Annotated in this window: 17 protein-coding genes and 1 pseudogene; 9 read left to right on the top strand and 9 right to left on the bottom strand. The window is 58.0% G+C overall.

The window, feature by feature from the left end; genetic code table 11:
• Nucleotide 1: 1 nt before the first annotated feature.
• The 5 genes from ACA067_RS08935 to ACA067_RS08955 form a co-directional block, all read right to left on the bottom strand.
• On the bottom strand, nt 2–148 hold the full coding sequence (locus ACA067_RS08935) for a hypothetical protein (RefSeq protein WP_497461438.1): 147 nt from the start codon (nt 146–148) through the stop codon (nt 2–4).
• A 149-nt stretch (nt 149–297) separates the two neighbouring features.
• Nucleotides 298–567 (bottom strand): short-chain dehydrogenase, encoded by a 270-nt coding sequence (locus ACA067_RS08940; RefSeq protein WP_497461439.1) that lies wholly within the window; start codon nt 565–567, stop codon nt 298–300.
• 400 nt (nt 568–967) lie between these two features.
• Nucleotides 968–1,759 carry a transporter substrate-binding domain-containing protein gene (locus ACA067_RS08945; protein WP_497461440.1) on the bottom strand — a complete coding sequence of 264 codons (792 nt, stop codon included), beginning with the start codon at nt 1,757–1,759 and terminating at the stop codon, nt 968–970.
• A 422-nt stretch (nt 1,760–2,181) separates the two neighbouring features.
• Nucleotides 2,182–3,450: an IS110 family RNA-guided transposase gene (locus ACA067_RS08950; protein WP_497461340.1), complete on the bottom strand. Its 1,269-nt coding sequence runs from the start codon at nt 3,448–3,450 to the stop codon at nt 2,182–2,184.
• A gap of 598 nt (nt 3,451–4,048) precedes the next feature.
• Nucleotides 4,049–4,753 (bottom strand): murein L,D-transpeptidase catalytic domain family protein, encoded by a 705-nt coding sequence (locus tag ACA067_RS08955; protein WP_497461441.1) that lies wholly within the window; start codon nt 4,751–4,753, stop codon nt 4,049–4,051.
• A gap of 79 nt (nt 4,754–4,832) precedes the next feature.
• Between ACA067_RS08955 and ACA067_RS08960 the strand changes: the two genes are divergently transcribed.
• The 4 genes and pseudogenes from ACA067_RS08960 (at nt 4,833) to ACA067_RS08975 (ending at nt 9,698) form a co-directional block, all read left to right on the top strand.
• On the top strand, nt 4,833–6,584 hold the full coding sequence (locus ACA067_RS08960) for a L,D-transpeptidase family protein (protein WP_497461442.1): 1,752 nt from the start codon (nt 4,833–4,835) through the stop codon (nt 6,582–6,584).
• Between the two features lie 47 nt (nt 6,585–6,631).
• Nucleotides 6,632–7,423: a WaaZ-like lipopolysaccharide core biosynthesis protein gene (locus ACA067_RS08965; RefSeq protein WP_497461443.1), complete on the top strand. Its 792-nt coding sequence runs from the start codon at nt 6,632–6,634 to the stop codon at nt 7,421–7,423.
• A 107-nt stretch (nt 7,424–7,530) separates the two neighbouring features.
• Nucleotides 7,531–7,995: pseudogene (locus tag ACA067_RS08970) on the top strand (HAD family hydrolase); the annotation flags it as partial.
• A 131-nt stretch (nt 7,996–8,126) separates the two neighbouring features.
• A complete protein-coding gene (locus ACA067_RS08975; RefSeq protein ID WP_497461444.1) occupies nt 8,127–9,698 on the top strand; it encodes a sensor domain-containing diguanylate cyclase in 1,572 nt (523 codons plus the stop codon).
• Nucleotides 9,699–9,783: 85 nt separating this feature from the next.
• Here the strand turns inward: ACA067_RS08975 and ACA067_RS08980 are convergent, their stop codons facing one another.
• On the bottom strand, nt 9,784–10,086 hold the full coding sequence (locus ACA067_RS08980; RefSeq protein ID WP_497461445.1) for a hypothetical protein: 303 nt from the start codon (nt 10,084–10,086) through the stop codon (nt 9,784–9,786).
• A 369-nt stretch (nt 10,087–10,455) separates the two neighbouring features.
• Here ACA067_RS08980 and ACA067_RS08985 point away from each other — a divergent pair, with 369 nt between their 5' ends.
• Together ACA067_RS08985 and ACA067_RS08990 are read left to right on the top strand one after the other, a co-directional pair.
• A complete protein-coding gene (locus ACA067_RS08985) occupies nt 10,456–11,250 on the top strand; it encodes an exodeoxyribonuclease III (RefSeq protein WP_497461446.1) in 795 nt (264 codons plus the stop codon).
• A gap of 111 nt (nt 11,251–11,361) precedes the next feature.
• A complete protein-coding gene (locus ACA067_RS08990; protein ID WP_497461447.1) occupies nt 11,362–12,189 on the top strand; it encodes an arylamine N-acetyltransferase family protein in 828 nt (275 codons plus the stop codon).
• 69 nt (nt 12,190–12,258) lie between these two features.
• Here ACA067_RS08990 and ACA067_RS08995 read toward each other — a convergent pair whose 3' ends face one another.
• Both ACA067_RS08995 and ACA067_RS09000 read right to left on the bottom strand, forming a co-directional pair.
• Nucleotides 12,259–12,576, bottom strand: coding sequence for a BrnA antitoxin family protein (locus tag ACA067_RS08995; RefSeq protein WP_497461448.1), 318 nt, complete (start codon nt 12,574–12,576; stop codon nt 12,259–12,261).
• A 2-nt stretch (nt 12,577–12,578) separates the two neighbouring features.
• On the bottom strand, nt 12,579–12,860 hold the full coding sequence (locus ACA067_RS09000; RefSeq protein WP_497461449.1) for a BrnT family toxin: 282 nt from the start codon (nt 12,858–12,860) through the stop codon (nt 12,579–12,581).
• A 259-nt stretch (nt 12,861–13,119) separates the two neighbouring features.
• On the opposite strand from ACA067_RS09000, the gene ACA067_RS09005 reads away from it, so the two are divergent.
• From ACA067_RS09005 to ACA067_RS09015, 3 genes are all read left to right on the top strand, one after another.
• Nucleotides 13,120–14,637, top strand: a complete 1,518-nt coding sequence (locus ACA067_RS09005) for a nucleobase:cation symporter-2 family protein (protein ID WP_497440780.1) — start codon at nt 13,120–13,122, stop codon at nt 14,635–14,637.
• A gap of 479 nt (nt 14,638–15,116) precedes the next feature.
• The gene (locus ACA067_RS09010; protein ID WP_497461450.1) at nt 15,117–15,281 is read left to right on the top strand and encodes a hypothetical protein; all 165 of its coding nucleotides are present in this window, start codon (nt 15,117–15,119) and stop codon (nt 15,279–15,281) included.
• Nucleotides 15,282–15,410: 129 nt separating this feature from the next.
• Complete coding sequence (locus ACA067_RS09015; protein WP_497461451.1) at nt 15,411–15,788, top strand: winged helix-turn-helix transcriptional regulator; 378 nt, start codon at nt 15,411–15,413, stop codon at nt 15,786–15,788.
• A gap of 135 nt (nt 15,789–15,923) precedes the next feature.
• Here ACA067_RS09015 and ACA067_RS09020 read toward each other — a convergent pair whose 3' ends face one another.
• Nucleotides 15,924–17,393: an efflux transporter outer membrane subunit gene (locus ACA067_RS09020; RefSeq protein ID WP_497461452.1), complete on the bottom strand. Its 1,470-nt coding sequence runs from the start codon at nt 17,391–17,393 to the stop codon at nt 15,924–15,926.
• Nucleotides 17,394–17,461 lie beyond the last annotated feature (68 nt).

Below are 17,461 nucleotides of genomic sequence, written 5' to 3' on the forward strand. Positions count from 1 at the left end.
CCTACTTTGTAACAGGCAGCTTGCCAGTAATCACAAAGGTATCGAACACTTTCTGCCCATCACGTGCGGCCTGCCGAACATCAAGGAACGTCAGCTCATGCTGAACGACCTTTCTGTTGGGTTTGACGGCTTTTTTGGTGGTGGCCATCGGAGCCTCCGAGGGATGTGAGTTCATGCTGACCAGCTTATGTGATTAATCGAAGTCGGGCAAATATGGCTGCCGAACGCTGTGGTTCAAGCGGCTTTTACGTTAGGCCTGAGCACAGAAGGCGCCCCGAAAAGGCGCCCAGGGTGACGTCAGGATGGTTCGGCGTCCATGCGTCGCGCGATGACCTCCAGCACATCGCAGCCGTCGCGTAATGGCACGCAACAAAGCAACGCGAAGTCGCTGAGGATCACGGAGTCGGTAGTGATGTCGCCGCGCATCGCGAGGTTTTCAAGGATCTGCGTCACGGCCTTTATTCTGTACTGAGCCGTGCTGAGCAACGAGTGCAGCGGTTGCGTGGTGTTGACGTACAAGGAGGGGAGATCGTCAGCGTTGCTAGTTAAGGCTATGTATTCTTTCATGAGTGAAGCTCCATTAATTGAAGAGCGATACCACTCAGTTGTCGCCAAACAAAAGGGTGGTAGCTGTACGCGGGTTGGCGAACCGGGCAATGGAGAAACCGGCAGACCCTGAGGTCTCCCGCGCACAGCCACCATAAAACAGGTAGCCAAGTGCTTCCGAAGCCTCGGAAATGGTCGAAGGCTTCAGTTCATTGCCATCGAGTCGCCAAACCCGACACGCCATATGGGCGTTGGCTCGACTATAGAACTCGTGACAAAGACACAGCAATGCGCAAGTGTACGGACAATTCCTCAAATCTTGTAGGACATTGCTTTTTTTGAAAGATCGGCTCATTCGCATCCAGGGCGCGTCCTTGGGGGGCGCCCTTTTTGCTGTTCGAACCAGTAGAAAATTGATCCGCTATTTAACCTCAGGCACCGCCAACCACTGCCCCAACACCTTCTGATAATTACCCGTCACCTTGGCCAGATGCAGCCACTGATCGACATACAACTTCCAGCTGATGTCGTCCCGCGGCAGCAGATAGGCCTTCTCCCCATACTGCATGAAACGGGTTGGATTGACCGCGCACAAACCGGGTTTGAGTTTCTGCTGGTACAGCGCTTCCGACGCATCGGTAATCATCACGTCGGCTTTCTTGTCCAGCAGCTCCTGGAAGATGGTCACGTTGTCATGCAGCCGCAACTGCGCCTTGGGCAGGAAGGCGTGAACAAAGGCTTCGTTGGTGCCGCCGGCCGGTTCGACCAGGCGCACCGCAGGCTGGTTGATTTGCTCGATGGTCTGGTACGACGCCTGCTCTTCGCAGCGCACCAGCGGGATCTTGCCGTCGACATCCAGCGTGGTGCTGAAGAAGGCTTTTTTCTGGCGTTCCAGCGTGACCGAGATCCCGCCGACAGCGATGTCGCATTTGCCCGCCAGCATGTCGGGCATCAGGGTTTTCCAGGTGGTCTGCACCCACTCGACCTTGACGCCAAGGCTGTCCGCCAGCGAGCGGGCCGTGGCGATGTCGATCCCTGAGTATTCGCCGTCATCGGCTTTGGAGGTATAGGGTTTGTAGTCACCCGTGGTACAGACGCGCAGTTGGCCTTGTTGAATGACGGTGTCCAGGTGCGATGGGCTTTGCGCTGCCTGAACGCCGATGGATAGGGCGAGCAGGCCACCGAGCATCATCGAGGTTTTGATTTTTTTCATTGTTATTGGGCTTTTGAATTGGAATGTCGACTGAGTGTAGTGAATTGGTTTGTCGACTTGTAGATCTATACCCCAACTCGTAAGGCACGGTCAGCTGACATGAGCGTAGTAAGGCGCATGCTGTTTTACGCAGTTTCGCTTCGCTCGACAGCTCTTATGGAAACAAACATTAAATGAAAATTTGGCGTTTTGAGTTGTTCACGAATACAGCGTCCCAATAGCTCGTACAGTGCAAGGGCAAGGGCAAGGGCAAGTGCGAGGACAAGGGCAAGGGCAAGATCAAAAGATCGCAGCCTCGCTTCGCTCGACAGCTCCTACAGGGGGATGCCAGGGGGAGGCGGTCACGTGGAGCCAGGTCGGCCCGTAGGCCGCCTCGCTTTGGCTGTTGCGGTGCCCGCCCCCTCACGCCCTGAGCCTCTCCGTCAACCTGTGGCTACCTCCATCGGCGCCTCGATCAACGTTGATCCGCGCCGCATTAAAGCCTGTAGGTAAGCCTTTTCGTCATAGACGGTGCTGGTTTTCCAGCACCGATAGACGACTCTGATCCACTTAAAAGCGAGTGCTCTCAGGGCCGCTTGGTATGAGCAGCCTTTAGCCCGCTGCTGCCGATAATAAGCCTCGGCCCACGTTGATTGAGTGATGCTGTGAGCGGCCCATTCGACAAAGGTCTGACGCAAAAAGGTTGAGCATTGGTAGCGCCAATACACGACTTTCTTCTTTCCGCTACGCTGGGTAACTGGTGCGATTCCGGCATATCGCTGCATCGCACTGGCGTCGCTAAATCGATCACGCTGTTCACCAAAAGCCACCATAAGACGTGGTGCAAGATGTTGGCCGGCGCCAGGGAGTGCCTTAAAGATCGGGTAATCGGCCAAGGTGTTGGCCGTTTCTTCGATCTCGCGATCAAAATCCTTGATGGTTGAAATGAGCCCTTTGAGTTGCGACGCCAGGGCTGTCGCGTACAGCTGCGAAGGACGTATTACCCCCGGATCCTGCGTCAAAGGCATCGCCTTGGTGATGATTTCCCAGCGCGCCTGATTGAGTTGAGGGTGACGAGCGTTGTGCTCGTTAAAAAACTTGAGAAAGGCACTCTGGCGAGAACGCTTGATGTGTTCAAGCGTGGGCCAGCGCATCAGAAAGTCACAGAACACCACGGTGTCATGATTGCTAAACAGCTCCAGGACCAATGGATAATACTGTTTGAGCGTACAGATCAAGCGGTTGCTGACCTTCACTCGCTCATCAACCAGTGCCCGCCGATGTTCTGTCAGGCAGGCCAAAATACGCATGGCTGGGCTTTGCGGCATCAACTGGGGAAATCGTTGGGGGTGAGTGAGCAACAACTCAAGCGCCCATTGAGCATCAGTCGGATCATCCTTGGCACCGCTACGGACAAAGGTTTTACGGTGTCTGGCCAAGGTGCTCGGATTAATCGGAAACAGACAAAAGAACTCGTATTTCTGCAGGGCAGCCACCAACGGGCCCTTGTTGAGCTCAAGAGCAATCGCAATCGGAGCACCGTAGCGCTCAAACAACGATTTCGCCCAACGATCAATCGATTGGGGCGTGTGGTCGATGACAGAAAAGTGCCGCAGGGTTTCCCCTGCGACCTGCAAACACACGTCGTGCTTGGTATCTGCCCAGTCTATTCCGATATAAGCAGTGAATTTCTGAGACAGGAGCGTTTTCATCAACAACCTCCACAGGCGCTAAAGTACATGCAGGGACATGCATGCTTGCGTCCAGCGAAAGCGATATAGAGAGCCGTGTCGGGCTTTCCCTGAGTATTCGTTAAAGGGCGCAAGCGCACCTGGGGGCTCGAAGGTGAGGAGGTAATCATCGAGTGCTTGAGAGGCCTATTCGTAGCCCACAGGTGCATGTTCCTTCCTTGATCAAAACTGACTTCCAGACACCGAAGTATGGAAGAAGAAAGGAACGGACAACCTATATCGAGAGGCCGAGTGGAGGTTCTGCGCAGTGGGCAACCCGGCATGGATGCCGGGTTAGCCGCGCACGGCCATGGATGGTCGATCGCGGCGGGCCCACGGAGCAGGACCGGAGCGAGGGCATGCCGAGCCTAGGCGAGGCACCGAACGACAGGGGCAAAAGCCCTTGGTTACTTGGGGCTCTTCCAAGTGACCCGTCGTCAGGGCGGAACCCTAAGTCGCCGTGACCGCAGAAACGGATATGTACACAACCTAAAAAGCCGGGACGACCATCAAAACGTCGTCGCGACCAAGTCGAATCGCCGCACCGCACGCCCATGAAATCAAACAATCCCAACCGTGCTTATTGGCGGCTCGTCGACTTTGAAGACGACGCAACCGTAGCGCCACCACAATTGATATACGAAGAAGACTTCAACCAACGCTGATCCGGATAGTAAGAAAACAACAACTGCCCATCCTTCATCGAGTCGATCAGCTTGTGCGCAATGGCCGGCCGAACCGCCGGGCAACCCAGGCTTCGACCGATTCGCCCGTTCGCTCGTGCAAGGACCGGACTGACATAAGGTGCACCGTGGATAACGATCGCCCGGTCAAACGCATTGTCGTTGAAACCCGGCTCCAGGCCTTCCATGCGCAACGAGTAACCGTTCTGCCCGACATAGCTCGCCTGGGTGCGGTACAGGCCGAGGCTGGTGGCAAAACTTTCGTTCTGATTGGAGAACTTGACCGCCATGTTCTCGCCGCTGTTGCGACCGTGGGCCACCAGTTCGTGGAACAGCAACTTGCGTTTCTTCAGATCGAATACCCACAGCCGCTGTTCGGTGGAGGGCAGTGAATAATCGATCACTGCTAGTCTTTGCACCGGAGCTTTGCCTTGGGCGATGCTACATTGGGAGGCGCGTACCGCCAGTCCAATGACTTTGGCGTTGGCGTGGGGAGCCGCTTTGATCAGCGCGGCTTCCAGCGAATCGGCGTAGGCTGCAGGTATTGAAATGGAGGTAAGCAGCAGGGCCGTGATTAAAATGCCAAAGCGATCTGGCGCCATGTTCGGGTCTCATCAGTTAGTTTCGAGCCTAGCAGTGTGTGGGATGCTAGCTGTTGAATGCAGAGATTAAGGATTATCCATGGTGCAGTTAACAAGGTTATTCGTCATAAGCCGCGTCTTTTTTATGGTCTTTCTGATCAGCGGTGCAGCACAAGGGCAAACGTCGCCGATTATGCTGTCATCTCCCGCTGGCGGCCTGATCGAGGCGGCACCTGATGACATCGTCGCTCAGGCGATTCAGGCCGAGCTGGTGCCATTGGCGACTGCGTTCCCGCCGCTGCTCACCTCGCCGCGTCATCAGCGGGTAGATGTGAGTCGGGTGGTGATGGATTTTTATAGCCATCGCGGTTATCGCGCCGCCTGGTCACACGACAGCGACGTTGCCCAGTTGTTGAAAAGCCTGGGCGAAACCCAGGTCGACGGCCTCGACCCTGCGGATTTTCGCATTGCCGAGCTGGCCGGGGCGCAAACATTGATGCAGTCCAGGGTGCCCACCCCGGCGCAACGCGCTGCGTTCGATATGGCGGCCACCCATACCTTCATTACGGCATTGCTACAGTTGCGGCGGGGCAAGGTCGACCCATCGCGACTGGACATGCATTGGAACTTCGACCCTGTCGGCGTCGATCCTCGTGCAGACGTGAATCATTTCTTCGCCGCGCTCGATGACCACGATGTGGCGCGGGCGTTTGCTCAAGCGCCGCCACAAGAGGCGATTTATGGCAGCTTGCGGATGGGCCTGGCGCAATTGCGCAAAGTGCGGGACACGGGTGGCTGGCCGAAGGTTGCCGAAGGCCAGTCGCTCAAGCCCGGCATGGATAGCGCTGCGGTCGCGCAGTTGCGAGCCCGTTTGGTGGCGGGTGGCTATCTGGCTGCGCAACGCCCGCCGCGCACGATTTACGACGACGCCGTTATCGCTGCGGTGAAGAAGTATCAATCCGAGCAATACCTGGGGGCGGACGGTGTGGCGGGGGCGGCGACGCTGGCGGCCTTGAACGTGCCCGTCGAGGCGCGGATCGACCAGGTCCGGGTGAACATGGAGCGCGCACGCTGGTTGCTGTACAAGCTGCAGGGCACGTTCGTCATCGTTGATATCGCCGGCTACAAGGTGGCGCTCTACCGCGACGGCAAGGCGATATGGCGTTCACGGGTACAGGTTGGCAAGCCGTTCCGCAGTACGCCGGTGTTTCAATCCGAGATTACCTACGTCACGTTCAACCCGACCTGGACCGTTCCGCCGACGATCCTGGTCCAGGATATGTTGCCGAAGATTCGCAGCAATCCTGGCTACCTGGCTGCCAACCACATCAGGGTCCTGGATCGCGAAGGCAATGTGCTCGATCCGGCCGGCGTCGACTGGGATCATCCGCGCGGCCTCACCCTGCGCCAGGAAGCCGGCGCGGAAAACTCGCTGGGCCAGGTGGTGATCCGGTTTCCCAACGACTATGCGATTTATCTTCACGACACACCGCATCGGGAGCTGTTTGCCAAAACCTTCCGTGCCACCAGTTCCGGCTGCATAAGGGTGGAAAACCCGTTGCAATTGGTGGAGCTTCTGTTTAACGATCCGGTTCGCTGGAATGCCGCCGGGATACAGGCCCAATTGGCAAACGGCAAAACCGAAAACATCAAGCTTCCCGTGAAAGTACCGGTGTTGTTGGCGTATTGGACGGTAGACTTGAGCAACGATGGCCGGGTGATTTTCAAACCCGACATTTACGGGTATGACACGGCCGTACTTCGGGGGTTGAACAAGCCGTTGAAACTACCCGTCCTGGATTGGCAGCGAGCAGGTAGTCCCGCGGTCGTGGCGGGGCAGAACCAACAGTAGCCAGGAAGGGCGCTGGATTTAATATCGTTATAGGAGGGAATCTGAAGATGGATGTTGCGCAAAAAAAACCGTCATTTACTACACGTCAGCTTGATGTGCATGACTTCGATGAGTGTCGCAACATTCAAAAAGGTCCGGTGTTTATCATTGCATCGGGAGCCTCCGCGAAAGATTTTCCGCTGGAGAAGTATGCCGACGTTCCTATGATTACCATGAACGGGGCTATTTCGATGTTCATCGAGCCTGACATCAAACCGTTCTTTTACGCCTGCACGGACGACGCCTTCTGCCGACAACAGCCTTTTCTTTTTGCTGAAGCCATGCGCCTCAGTCAGCGGATAGCGTTGTGGAAAGACCTCATCAGGTATGAAGCGCTTGCGCCCGAGGGCGAGCTTTATTTGCTGACGCAGGCGCCAAAACTCTCCTGGCGCGAACTGCTTTTCCGGCGGGATAAAGAACTTGTCCGAAGACGAAAATTAGGGAGTGGCCGCAATCGAAGCCTGGGTTTCAGCAAGAACCTCAAGCGAGGCTTTTTTGATGCCCGCACAGTGGCCTACCTGGCGTTGCAAATCGCCTATCACCTGGGGTTCACCAAGGTGTTCCTGGTGGGCGTCGACCTGGATCAGTCGGCAGGTCGCTTTTATGAAGAGGCAGGCACCGTTGTTTCGCCCTGCAACCTCGACGATCACTTTCATACGAGAATCCTGCCGTCGTTCGAGATCATGTCGAAGTACGTCATGGATGATGATTTTCAGGTCTACAACCTCTCCGGTTCGTCGCGGATTCCCGGTGAACTCGTGCCCCGGGTGACGCTGGATCAGATCGACAGGATGATTTGAAAAGGCCCTCCGTCAACAGGGCGCATCGGTCAAAGGGGTCCCACGCGCGCTTCGGGTCTGGCCCGGTTGAAGCCGGCGAGGAAGATCACCTTCCAGAGGATTCGAACGTGACACTCAAAGACACTCCGTGCCCCGAATGGCTGACCTTCGATTGCTACGGCACGCTGATTCAGTGGGATGAAGGCTTGAAGGCGGTGGTTGCCGAGCTCTTGCGCGACAAGGGCGATCACGCCGTGGATGTCCAGCGCCTGATCGAGGTATACGACGGGCATGAACATCGCTTGGAACAAACCCCGCCCCATCGTTCGTTTCGTCAGTTGAGCACCCTCGGCCTGCACCTCGCCCTGGAAGACCTGGGGCTGCCCAGTGATCCCGAAGACAGTCAGCGCCTGGCCGCCGCGATCCCGCGCATGCCGCCTTTTCCTGAAGTGATCGAGACCTTGGCGCAACTCAAGGCGATGGGGTTCAAGCTGTGCATCGTGTCCAACACGGATGACGACATTATCGCCGGCAATGTCGCGCAACTCGGTGGGCATATCGATCGTGTTATCACCGCCCAGCAGGCCCGTGCCCGGGCGCATTTGCACAGTGCGATGCGACGGCTGGCCAAAGCACATTGCAGCCTCACCACGGCGTAGACTAAGCTCACAAAAAATAAGGGTTTTGGGCCTTCGCCCAGGCCTTACCCTTACAGGACGAGCGTTTGCCAATCCTCAGTCACGATCCGCCCGACATCTCCGGCGGCGCTTCGAAACGGTTACCCCTGCGCAAGGCGGCGATGCTGTTTATCGCAGTCGTGTGCCTGTGCCTGTGCGGTCTGCTTTACCTGCAACTGGAGCAATCGCGCCGGCACGCCCTGGCGGTGGCGCAAACGGCGTCGTCCAACCTGACGCGGGCCATGGCGCAGCAGGCCGAAGACACCTTCATGCAAGCCGATCTGACGCTGACCAGTCTGGCGGACTGGATTCAGGCTGACGGTTTTGGCGCGGACCAGAACCCACGCTTGCAGAAAATCTTCGCCCGTCGGGTGCAAGCGCTAAATCAATTGCACGGAATATTTCTGTTCGACCAGAAAGGGCAGTGGGTCGTGACCTCATTCGAAAAGCTGCCACGCGGCTCGGGTGTGGCTGATCGGGAGTACTTCAAGTTCCACCAGCAGAACGTTTCCGCGGTCGCGCACATCGGCCCGGCGATCCGCAGTCGAGAGAATGGCGAGTGGATCATCCCGCTTTCCAGGCGGGTGAACGACGAGAATGGCCATTTCCAGGGCGTGTTACTGGCCGGGATCAAGATGTCCTACTTCGATCAGTTCTTCAAAAGCTTCAGCATCGATGACGACGGGTCGATGTTCCTCGCCTTGACCGATGGAACCTTGCTGGCGCGCAGGCCCTTTGTCGAAGCGCAGATCGGCATATCATTGGCCAAGGGAGACATCTTTCAGAAACTCCTGCCCCACGCGACGTCGGGCAATGCCATGCTCAACTCGGTCGTGGATGGTGTTGTCCGGTTGCATGGTTACCGTCAGCTCGATGCCTATCCGCTGGTGGTGTCCGCAGCATCGTCCAGGGATGCCATTTTCAAGGATTGGTACGCCACGGCCATACATTCCAGCTTCATCGTTGCGCTGGTGCTGCTGGGTATTGGCCTGTTCGGCTGGGTGTTCGTTCGGCAGGTGCGTGTCGGCGAACGGGTCGAGGCCGATTTACGCAAGGCCAAGGAAGCCCTGAGATTGATCGCGACTCATGACAGCCTGACCGGCCTGGCCAATCGCCGGCTGTTCGAGCGGGCGCTGGACATCGAGTTCAGCCGGGGTGCCCGGCAGTCGAGCTCGCTGAGCCTGATCTTGCTCGATATCGATTACTTCAAACGCTACAACGACGCCTACGGCCATGTGGCGGGGGATCATTGCCTGGTCGAAGTGGCGCGGGCGGTGAAAGGTTGCTGTCATCGCAAAGCCGATCTGGCGGTACGGTACGGCGGTGAGGAGTTTGCGGTCCTGCTGCCCGACACCGACATTCACGGCGCGCTGGTGATTGCCGAGCAGATCCGTCGCAGCGTGATGGACAAGAACATCAGCCATACGGGCTCGCCCATCGGCCATGTGACAGTCAGTCTTGGCTGTTATTCGTTTGTGCCGACGGGGCGCGACAGCATGAACGTCTTCATCGAGCGTGCCGATGCGGCCTTGTATCAGGCCAAGCATTCGGGGCGCAATCGCTCGGCGGTATTGTCGCTGGCCGGAGGCGGCGAGGCGCTGATGCGTTCGGATCGCTGAGGCGTTACGACCCGTTTGCAGTGCGTCAACGTAACCACGGGGCTGGCGAAAAAGCAGCCGACGCTCATCGGCTGCGTTTATTCGTTCAGCTGCCCGTCCCGCCGCCCGCGCCACCAGTTCCACCCCCTGCGGCTCCCGTGCCGCCGCCCGCGCCGGAGCCCGAACCACTGGCCCCGCCACTGGTGCCGGTGTCGGAGCCACCTGAGTCCGTGCGATTACCGCTTGAAGGCTCGCCGGGGGTGTTGTCCGGTGGCGTGGTCGAACCGCTGGTGGCACCGGATTGGGTCCCGGTCGCATCGGCACCATCGCCCGACCCTGCGAATGTGGCCGCTGACGACACCGATAACAAACCGGCCAATAACAACGAAGTGATTTTGCTGTTCATCATGGTGCGTCTCCAAAAGAAGAGTCGTTACCTGATGTTGGTGTGAGGGGGCGGGGAGTTGGTGCCGGTTGGATGACGAGTGGTGGGGGGCGAACCGTCAGTTGAACGATGGCGACTTGTCCCCTGTGGGAGCGAGCTTGCTCGCGAAGGCGGAGCATCAGTCGACATTGATGTTGTCTGGCACACCGCTTTCGCGAGCAAGCTCGCTCCCACAGGGTGTAGAGTCGTTAGCGAAGACTGAGTTCCGCCAGCCCTTGTTCACGCTTGCGCCGCGCCAGCGGCTATTCATCATCAGTGAGAGGCTGCCGACGCAACCACCAAAACGCGCAGGTGTCACACGCTAGACACCCCCGCCATCAGGAGCGTTGGCCCATGAAGAATTTGCGAATCGCGACGTTCAACATCAACGGCATGCGCGCTCGGCTGCCGAACCTGCTGGCCTGGTTGGAGCGGGGAAAACCGGACATTGCCTGCTTGCAGGAGCTCAAGTCCGTGGACACTGCGTTCCCCGCCGCAGAGCTTGAGGCTGCTGGCTACGGATCGATCTGGCAAGGCCAGTCGTCGTGGAACGGGGTAGCGATTCTGGCGCGGGATGCGCAACCGCTGGAAAGTCGGCGCGGTTTGCCGGGCGATGACAGCGATACCCACAGTCGTTATCTGGAAGCCGCCGTGCACGGCATCCTGGTGGGTTGTCTGTACCTGCCCAATGGCAATCCGCAGCCGGGGCCGAAGTTCGATTACAAACTGGCGTGGTTCGAGCGGTTGATCGCTTATGCCAAGGATCTGCAGAGCAGCGAACACCCGGTGGTGCTGGCGGGCGACTACAACGTGGTGCCGACTGACCTGGACATCTACAACCCGCGTTCCTGGCTCAAGGATGCGCTGCTGCAACCGGAAAGCCGCGAGTGTTACCAGCGGTTGCTGGATCAGGGCTGGACCGATTCCCTGCGTCATCTGTATCCGGAAGATCGCCTTTATACCTTCTGGGATTACTTCCGGCAGCACTGGCAGAAGAACTCGGGGCTGCGCATCGATCACCTGCTGCTCAACCCGGCATCGAGCCCCTATCTGCAAGAGGCGGGAGTCGATGCCTGGGTGCGCAACGAACCCCATGCCAGCGATCATGCGCCGACCTGGATTCGATTGGGCTCGCGCAAGCGGCGTTGATCTTTACCCGGGTGGCGATTGGCTAAATCAATTGTCGGTCGGACCGGTTTTTCCTTTATACATGGCGACCAATGGCGGAGTGATCCGCAGCCCTTGCATAAGGATCGAGCAATGAGCGAGCCACGCCTGACCCATCTGGCGTCGTACCTGCAACGCCTGGGCTACGACGCCCCTCCGGCACCGACGCTGGAAACCCTGCGCCAGTTGCAACGGCGGCATACCGGCGTTTTTGCATTCGAAAACCTCACCACGTTGTCGGGCGAGCCGGTGCTCATCGATTTACCGTCCGTGGAGCAAAAAGTCCTGCAAGAGGGTCGCGGCGGCTACTGCTATGAACTCAACAGCCTCTACCTGGCGTTGCTCCAGGCGCTGGGCTTCGACGCGCGTGGCATCTCCGGCCGTGTGGTCATGGGTCAACCTGAAGGTGCGTGGACCGCTCGCACGCACCGCCTGAGCCTGGTGACTCTGGACGACGTGCGCTACATCACCGACGTCGGCTTCGGCGGCATGGTGCCCACCGCACCGTTGATACTCGATTGCGCGACCGAACAGCTCACCCCCCACGAACCCTATCGCATTGACCAGCATGACGACGGCTACACCCTGCGCGCCAATGTCGCCGGGGAGTGGAAAGCGATGTACATCTTCGACCTGCAACGCCAGGAAGACATCGACTACGCCGTCGGCAACTGGTACGTCTCGACCCATCCCGAATCGTCATTCAGAAAACAACTGATGGTGGCGCGAACGGGGGAAGGATGGCGGCGTACGCTGAACAACGGCAGCTTTGCGATTCATCGGGTCGGCAGCGAGAGCGAGCGGCGGCAAGTGGCGGATGTAGAGGAACTGGTGGCGTTGCTGGAGCGCGAGTTCGGTATCCGGGTGCCGGAGCATGCAGCGTTGAAGAGCACGCTTGGGCGGTTGATCGAGCCCGGCTGATTCATGGCTGCACGGGTTCCACGTGCAGGTCGAGCTCGCTTCAACCCGGTTCTCTCGAAGGGGGGGCGCCTAGGGGCGAACGTCAGGTTCCATCATGCGATGGATTTCGTGGGCGACTTCGAGCAGTTTCTTTTCCAGATTTTTCAGTTCAGAAGCCGTCAAGCCTTTCTTCAGATGCCCGGTTTCCGCCGCTTTGCCTTTTTCGCCGAGCAAGGCGTGTCGCAACGTGTTGTTGATCACGGTCTGGTAGCCAAACCCCTCGCTCTCGGCGAGCGAGCGAGCAGCTTCTATGACGGCATCATCGAGCATGATGGTGATGCGGGTCTTGCCTTTGCTGGAGGCGACGGCCCCACGTTTGGCAGTGCTGAAGTCGTATTCGTCTTTCATCCTCAAGCTTCCATGTAGTGGCGACGCTCGTTTTTCGTGGCGATGCGCGCGGAAATGATTCGAACGAAATTCGGATCGCGGTACGTATACGCAACGACCAGCAAGCGACCTTTGGCATCGAGCCCCATGATGATCCATCGTTGCTCATCATGATGGTGGTCCTGAAACGTCATGGCTCGTTCGTCATGGAACACCGGCTCGGTCTCTGCGAGGCTGATGCCCTGATGCTTCAGTTTGTTCGCCGCGTTTTTTGCCTTGTGGTACTGAATTTCGAATGACTTCATTATGCATACTTTATATGCATAGAAAAGAGGGCGGCCATACCGGTGGTCGCCAGGAACTCAAAAGACTAGCGGGGCAGCGCAAAGGGCCTGGGAGGGATGTATTTCAAGGTTTTTTGCTTGTCGCTCGCAGCGAGCCCACAGGAGCGCGCGGAACATATGTCCATAATCTGACCGGTCAGTTGTATACAACTCTATAGACATTTGTCCTTACTCTTGCATACAGTGTGCGCACAACAAAAACCAGGGAACCCCCCAAACCATGAAAACGCCCTCTGTTTCACATCAACGGCCCGAGGACGAGAATCTCGGGGTCGGCGCGAATATGGCTTACGGCCTGCAACATGTTCTGACCATGTACGGCGGCATCGTCGCGGTGCCTTTGATCATCGGCCAGGCGGCCGGGCTCTCGCCGGCGGACATCGGTTTGTTGATTGCTGCTTCATTGTTTGCGGGAGGCCTGGCGACGTTACTGCAAACACTGGGCCTGCCGTTTTTCGGTTGTCAGTTGCCGCTGGTGCAGGGCGTGTCGTTCTCTGGCGTCGCGACTATGGTGGCGATTGTCAGCAGTGGCGGGGAGGGTGGCTTCCAGTCGATTCTCGGGGCGGTGATTGCCGCGTCCCTGATCGGTTTGCTGATCACGCCGGTGTTCTCGCGCATCACCAAGTTCTTCCCGCCGCTGGTAACGGGCATCGTCATCACCACCATCGGCCTGACGCTGATGCCGGTGGCCGCGCGCTGGGCGATGGGCGGCAACAGCCACGCACCGGATTTTGGCAGCATGGCGAACATCGGCCTGGCGGCGGTGACGCTGGTGCTGGTGCTGTTGCTGAGCAAGATCGGCAGCGCGACCATCTCCCGGTTGTCGATTCTGCTGGCCATGGTCATCGGTACGGTGATCGCGGTGTTCCTCGGCATGGCCGACTTCTCTTCGGTGACCCAGGGCCCGATGTTCGGCTTCCCGACCCCGTTCCACTTCGGCATGCCGACTTTCCACTTCGCGGCGATCCTGTCGATGTGCATCGTGGTCATGGTGACCCTGGTCGAGACCTCGGCGGACATCCTGGCGGTCGGTGAAATCATCGACACCAAGGTGGACTCCAAGCGCCTGGGCAACGGCCTGCGGGCCGACATGCTGTCGAGCATGATCGCGCCGATCTTTGGCTCCTTCACCCAAAGCGCCTTTGCCCAGAACGTCGGGCTGGTGGCCGTGACCGGGATCAAGAGCCGCTTTGTGGTGGCCACCGGCGGCTTGTTCCTGGTGATTCTCGGCCTGCTGCCGTTCATGGGCCGGGTGATTGCCGCGGTACCGACCTCGGTACTCGGTGGTGCCGGTATCGTGTTGTTCGGCACCGTGGCCGCCAGCGGTATTCGCACGCTGTCCAAGGTCGACTACCGCAACAACGTCAACCTGATCATCGTTGCCACCTCCATCGGCTTCGGCATGATCCCCATTGCCGCACCGAACTTCTATGACCACTTCCCAAGCTGGTTCGCCACGATCTTCCACTCGGGCATCAGCTCCTCGGCGATCATGGCCATCGTGCTGAACCTGACCTTCAACCACCTCACTGCCGGTAACTCCGATCAGCAATCGGTGTTTGCGGCGGGTACCGAGCGGGTTCTGCGTTACCAGGACCTGGCGGCATTGCGCGAAGGGGATTATTTCAGCGAAGGCAAGCTGCACGACTGCGACGGCAAGGAGATTCCGGTGGTCGAGGCAGAGCATGGGCATGCAGAGCCGCGGGCGGTGCATGCAAAAAGCAGTGAGCATGTGTGAATGAAAGAGGCGTCCTTCGGGACGCCTTTTGCATATCCGACGAACGCCGGCTCCTGCAGGTCGACGCACCATTTTTCCACCGACCAAAAAAAGGCCCCCGAACCTTTCGATTCGGGGGCTTTTTGGTTTTGCTGTCTGGCTCACGACCTGGACTCGAACAGAAAAATAAGCATTTGTTTTACAATGAAATTATTCTGTTTTTTAGTATTCATATCCCTACGATTATCCTAATCCAGCCCGTATTTTATTGGAGTTCTTTCGATATCCCTGGATTAGGAAAAAACATCCGAGTTCCCGCCGATAACTGTTACTGCAAGCACCCAAAAGCGTTTTTACACAGCCTCGACCCGAAGCGGAGCCTCATGGGGGAGGTGACAGGGTCGATGAGCTTGGCCGGGTGCACTCGCACCGCAACGACTGTCAGGACCGTTGCATAAGGAACCATTGGCGTGCCGCAATCCATACACCATGGCTTACGAATGGGCACCGCTGATCAAATGCGTCCGGCGCTGGCCGCCGCAGTCAAGGGAGCCGCCGCGCAGAAACGAGAGGAGTTTAATGCGCGTTTACCTGAGCTCTTCGCCAAGAAGCCTTCCCACGCCGACGTGGTGGCGTTTAACCGGAACTTCAACGCGGTCAACTGAGTTCCTCGTCACCGATAGCGATTTTCATAGTCCCTCCAAGGATTCAAAGTCCGGATACGGTATTATCGATGCTGCAAAATTCGCAAGAACCGACGTTTTTGTCGGTAACGCACCAAAAGGTAAGTATCTATGGATCGTGAGTGGGAATGTGAGAACCCATTACGGCGGCAGGCCTGGTCTGCTGCCATCAACGCCACGCTTCGCGTGCTGGAGGGGAAGTGGAAGATCGTCATCATCAATGAGCTGATGGCCGCCAAAGGCCGGCCGCTTCGGTTCTCCGAACTGGAGAAGCTCATTCCCGATGTCACGCAGAAGATGCTTATCCAGCAGTTGAAGGGGCTGCAACAAGACGACATCGTTCACCGAACCGTTTACCCAGAGGTGCCTCCGCGGGTGGAGTACGCCCTGACAGAGCTGGGTCATGCACTCGCCCCTACAATGACCGCGCTTATCGACTGGGCCGAACTCCGTCACCTGCACCATGCAAAGCGTGTCGAAACCACTTAACGACGACAAATCCTCGGGCTCGCTAATTCGCTTGGCGGACGAAGCTTAACTGGGGCTGAGGGAGGGCGCTGGCTGATACCCCTCCAAAAAAACGGCCGGTTAAGGCCGTTAAGAGGGATGACACAGGTCACAGTTCTACCGTGTCTTTGAGGCAACGCGAGCATCTGAGTCGTCTCGCTGCCAACCGCCGCCCAATGCTTTGAACGTGGCCACTGCAGCGCGAGCCGATTCAGTTTGTGCCTGGGCTCTGCCATCAGATGCCGCTAAAAGGTGTTCATCGGCATCCAGTACTTCGATCAGGCTGACCACGCCTTTTTCATAGGCGACAAACGACGTCGCTCGGGCTTTCGCATACGCCGACTCGCCCTGGGCGAGTTGTGTCGATTGTTGCTCGCGGTTGATCAGCGCCGAAAAAGCACTTTCGACATCTTCGCAGGCCCGCAGAACGGACTGGCGGTAAGCGGCTAAGGCTTCGGCTTCTTGGCCTTTCGCCAAATCAATTTGAGCGTTGATGCGGCCAAAATCGAACAGCCTCCAACGTAATCCCAGTGCCGCCGAAGCCTGACTGGCGCCGTTGCTGAACAGGTTTGCGCTGGATACCGAGGTAGCACTGCCGAGCAGCGCCCCCACAGACAGTTTGGGGTAGTACTCGGACATGGCTTCGCCGATGCGTGCGTTGGATGCCGCAAGCCGGCGCTCAGCGACGATCAAGTCTGGACGCCGACGCAGCAGGTCGGCCGGGGCGCCCATGTCCGAGAGGCCTGGCACATCAGGGATGGGCGCCGGCTTAATCAACTGCGCGCTATAAGTCCCGGGCGCCTTGCCCAACATGACATCCAGCGCATTCATTGCCGCGTCAATGCCTGCTTGCAGTACCGGCACGGTTGCCTGCGCTTGATTCAGCGCGCCTTGGGTCTGGTTCAACTGCAGTTCAGCCGCCAGGCCTTTTGCGTAGAGATGTTCGATGGTGGTGAGCAGTTGTTGTCTTGTGTCTACTTGCTGCCGGGCAATTTCCATGCGTGCTTGCAGGCCACGGATGCTGATGTAAAGGTCGGCTGTTTGCGCGACCACTGCCAGGCGTGTGGCAATCGCCCCGGCTTGTGAGGCCTGATAATCGGCGAAGGCCGCCTCTTGGCTGCGGCGCAGCCCGCCAAACACATCCAGCTCCCAGCCGGCATTCAAATTCGCCTCATAGGCACTGCCGTAGCGATTATAGGAAGGGTCTGAATTCAGCACTTGGCCCAACGGAGTCTCCAATGACTGACGGGCTCGGGCCGCTTGACCGTTGACGGTAGCCGACGGCAGGAGGGCTGCGTTAGCTGCGCCCAAACCGGCGCGAGCCTGCTCGATCCTTGCGCTTGCCTGGGCTAAATCGAGGTTCTGTTCAAGTGCTCGATTTATTAGCTGATTGAGTATCGGGTCATTAAATGCGTTCCACCAAGCGGCGAGATCGGCATTTGCGGCGCCTACTTGTCGTGCCTTGGACGTTTGCGCCGAGAAATGCTCGGGCAATTCCACACTGGGTTCTGAGTAGTCGGGGCCCACTGCGCAACCTGCAACCATACCCAAACACAGTAAGACGGCGAAACGAGGAGGAGGGTGCATGCGATACCTGCGAAAGGGTCGTTTTGTGACGATATTACAATTTGGTCACGAGTTGTCAACCACCTTTG

Source organism: Pseudomonas sp. LBUM1674 (assembly GCF_059695635.1).

Bases quoted from the DNA above. Each gene is read 5' to 3' on its own strand.
- ACA067_RS09005 (WP_497440780.1), top strand. From the start codon at position 13,120: ATGAAAACGCCCTCTGTTTCACATCAACGGCCCGAGGACGAGAATCTC.
- ACA067_RS09000 (WP_497461449.1), bottom strand. From the start codon at position 12,860: ATGAAGTCATTCGAAATTCAGTACCACAAGGCAAAAAACGCGGCGAAC.
- ACA067_RS09010 (WP_497461450.1), top strand. From the start codon at position 15,117: ATGGGCACCGCTGATCAAATGCGTCCGGCGCTGGCCGCCGCAGTCAAG.
- ACA067_RS09020 (WP_497461452.1), bottom strand. From the start codon at position 17,393: ATGCACCCTCCTCCTCGTTTCGCCGTCTTACTGTGTTTGGGTATGGTT.
- ACA067_RS08935 (WP_497461438.1), bottom strand. From the start codon at position 148: ATGGCCACCACCAAAAAAGCCGTCAAACCCAACAGAAAGGTCGTTCAG.
- ACA067_RS08980 (WP_497461445.1), bottom strand. From the start codon at position 10,086: ATGATGAACAGCAAAATCACTTCGTTGTTATTGGCCGGTTTGTTATCG.
- ACA067_RS08955 (WP_497461441.1), bottom strand. From the start codon at position 4,753: ATGGCGCCAGATCGCTTTGGCATTTTAATCACGGCCCTGCTGCTTACC.
- ACA067_RS08945 (WP_497461440.1), bottom strand. From the start codon at position 1,759: ATGAAAAAAATCAAAACCTCGATGATGCTCGGTGGCCTGCTCGCCCTA.
- ACA067_RS08950 (WP_497461340.1), bottom strand. From the start codon at position 3,450: ATGAAAACGCTCCTGTCTCAGAAATTCACTGCTTATATCGGAATAGAC.
- ACA067_RS08940 (WP_497461439.1), bottom strand. From the start codon at position 567: ATGAAAGAATACATAGCCTTAACTAGCAACGCTGACGATCTCCCCTCC.
- ACA067_RS08995 (WP_497461448.1), bottom strand. From the start codon at position 12,576: ATGAAAGACGAATACGACTTCAGCACTGCCAAACGTGGGGCCGTCGCC.
- ACA067_RS08960 (WP_497461442.1), top strand. From the start codon at position 4,833: ATGGTGCAGTTAACAAGGTTATTCGTCATAAGCCGCGTCTTTTTTATG.
- ACA067_RS08985 (WP_497461446.1), top strand. From the start codon at position 10,456: ATGAAGAATTTGCGAATCGCGACGTTCAACATCAACGGCATGCGCGCT.
- ACA067_RS08990 (WP_497461447.1), top strand. From the start codon at position 11,362: ATGAGCGAGCCACGCCTGACCCATCTGGCGTCGTACCTGCAACGCCTG.
- ACA067_RS08965 (WP_497461443.1), top strand. From the start codon at position 6,632: ATGGATGTTGCGCAAAAAAAACCGTCATTTACTACACGTCAGCTTGAT.
- ACA067_RS09015 (WP_497461451.1), top strand. From the start codon at position 15,411: ATGGATCGTGAGTGGGAATGTGAGAACCCATTACGGCGGCAGGCCTGG.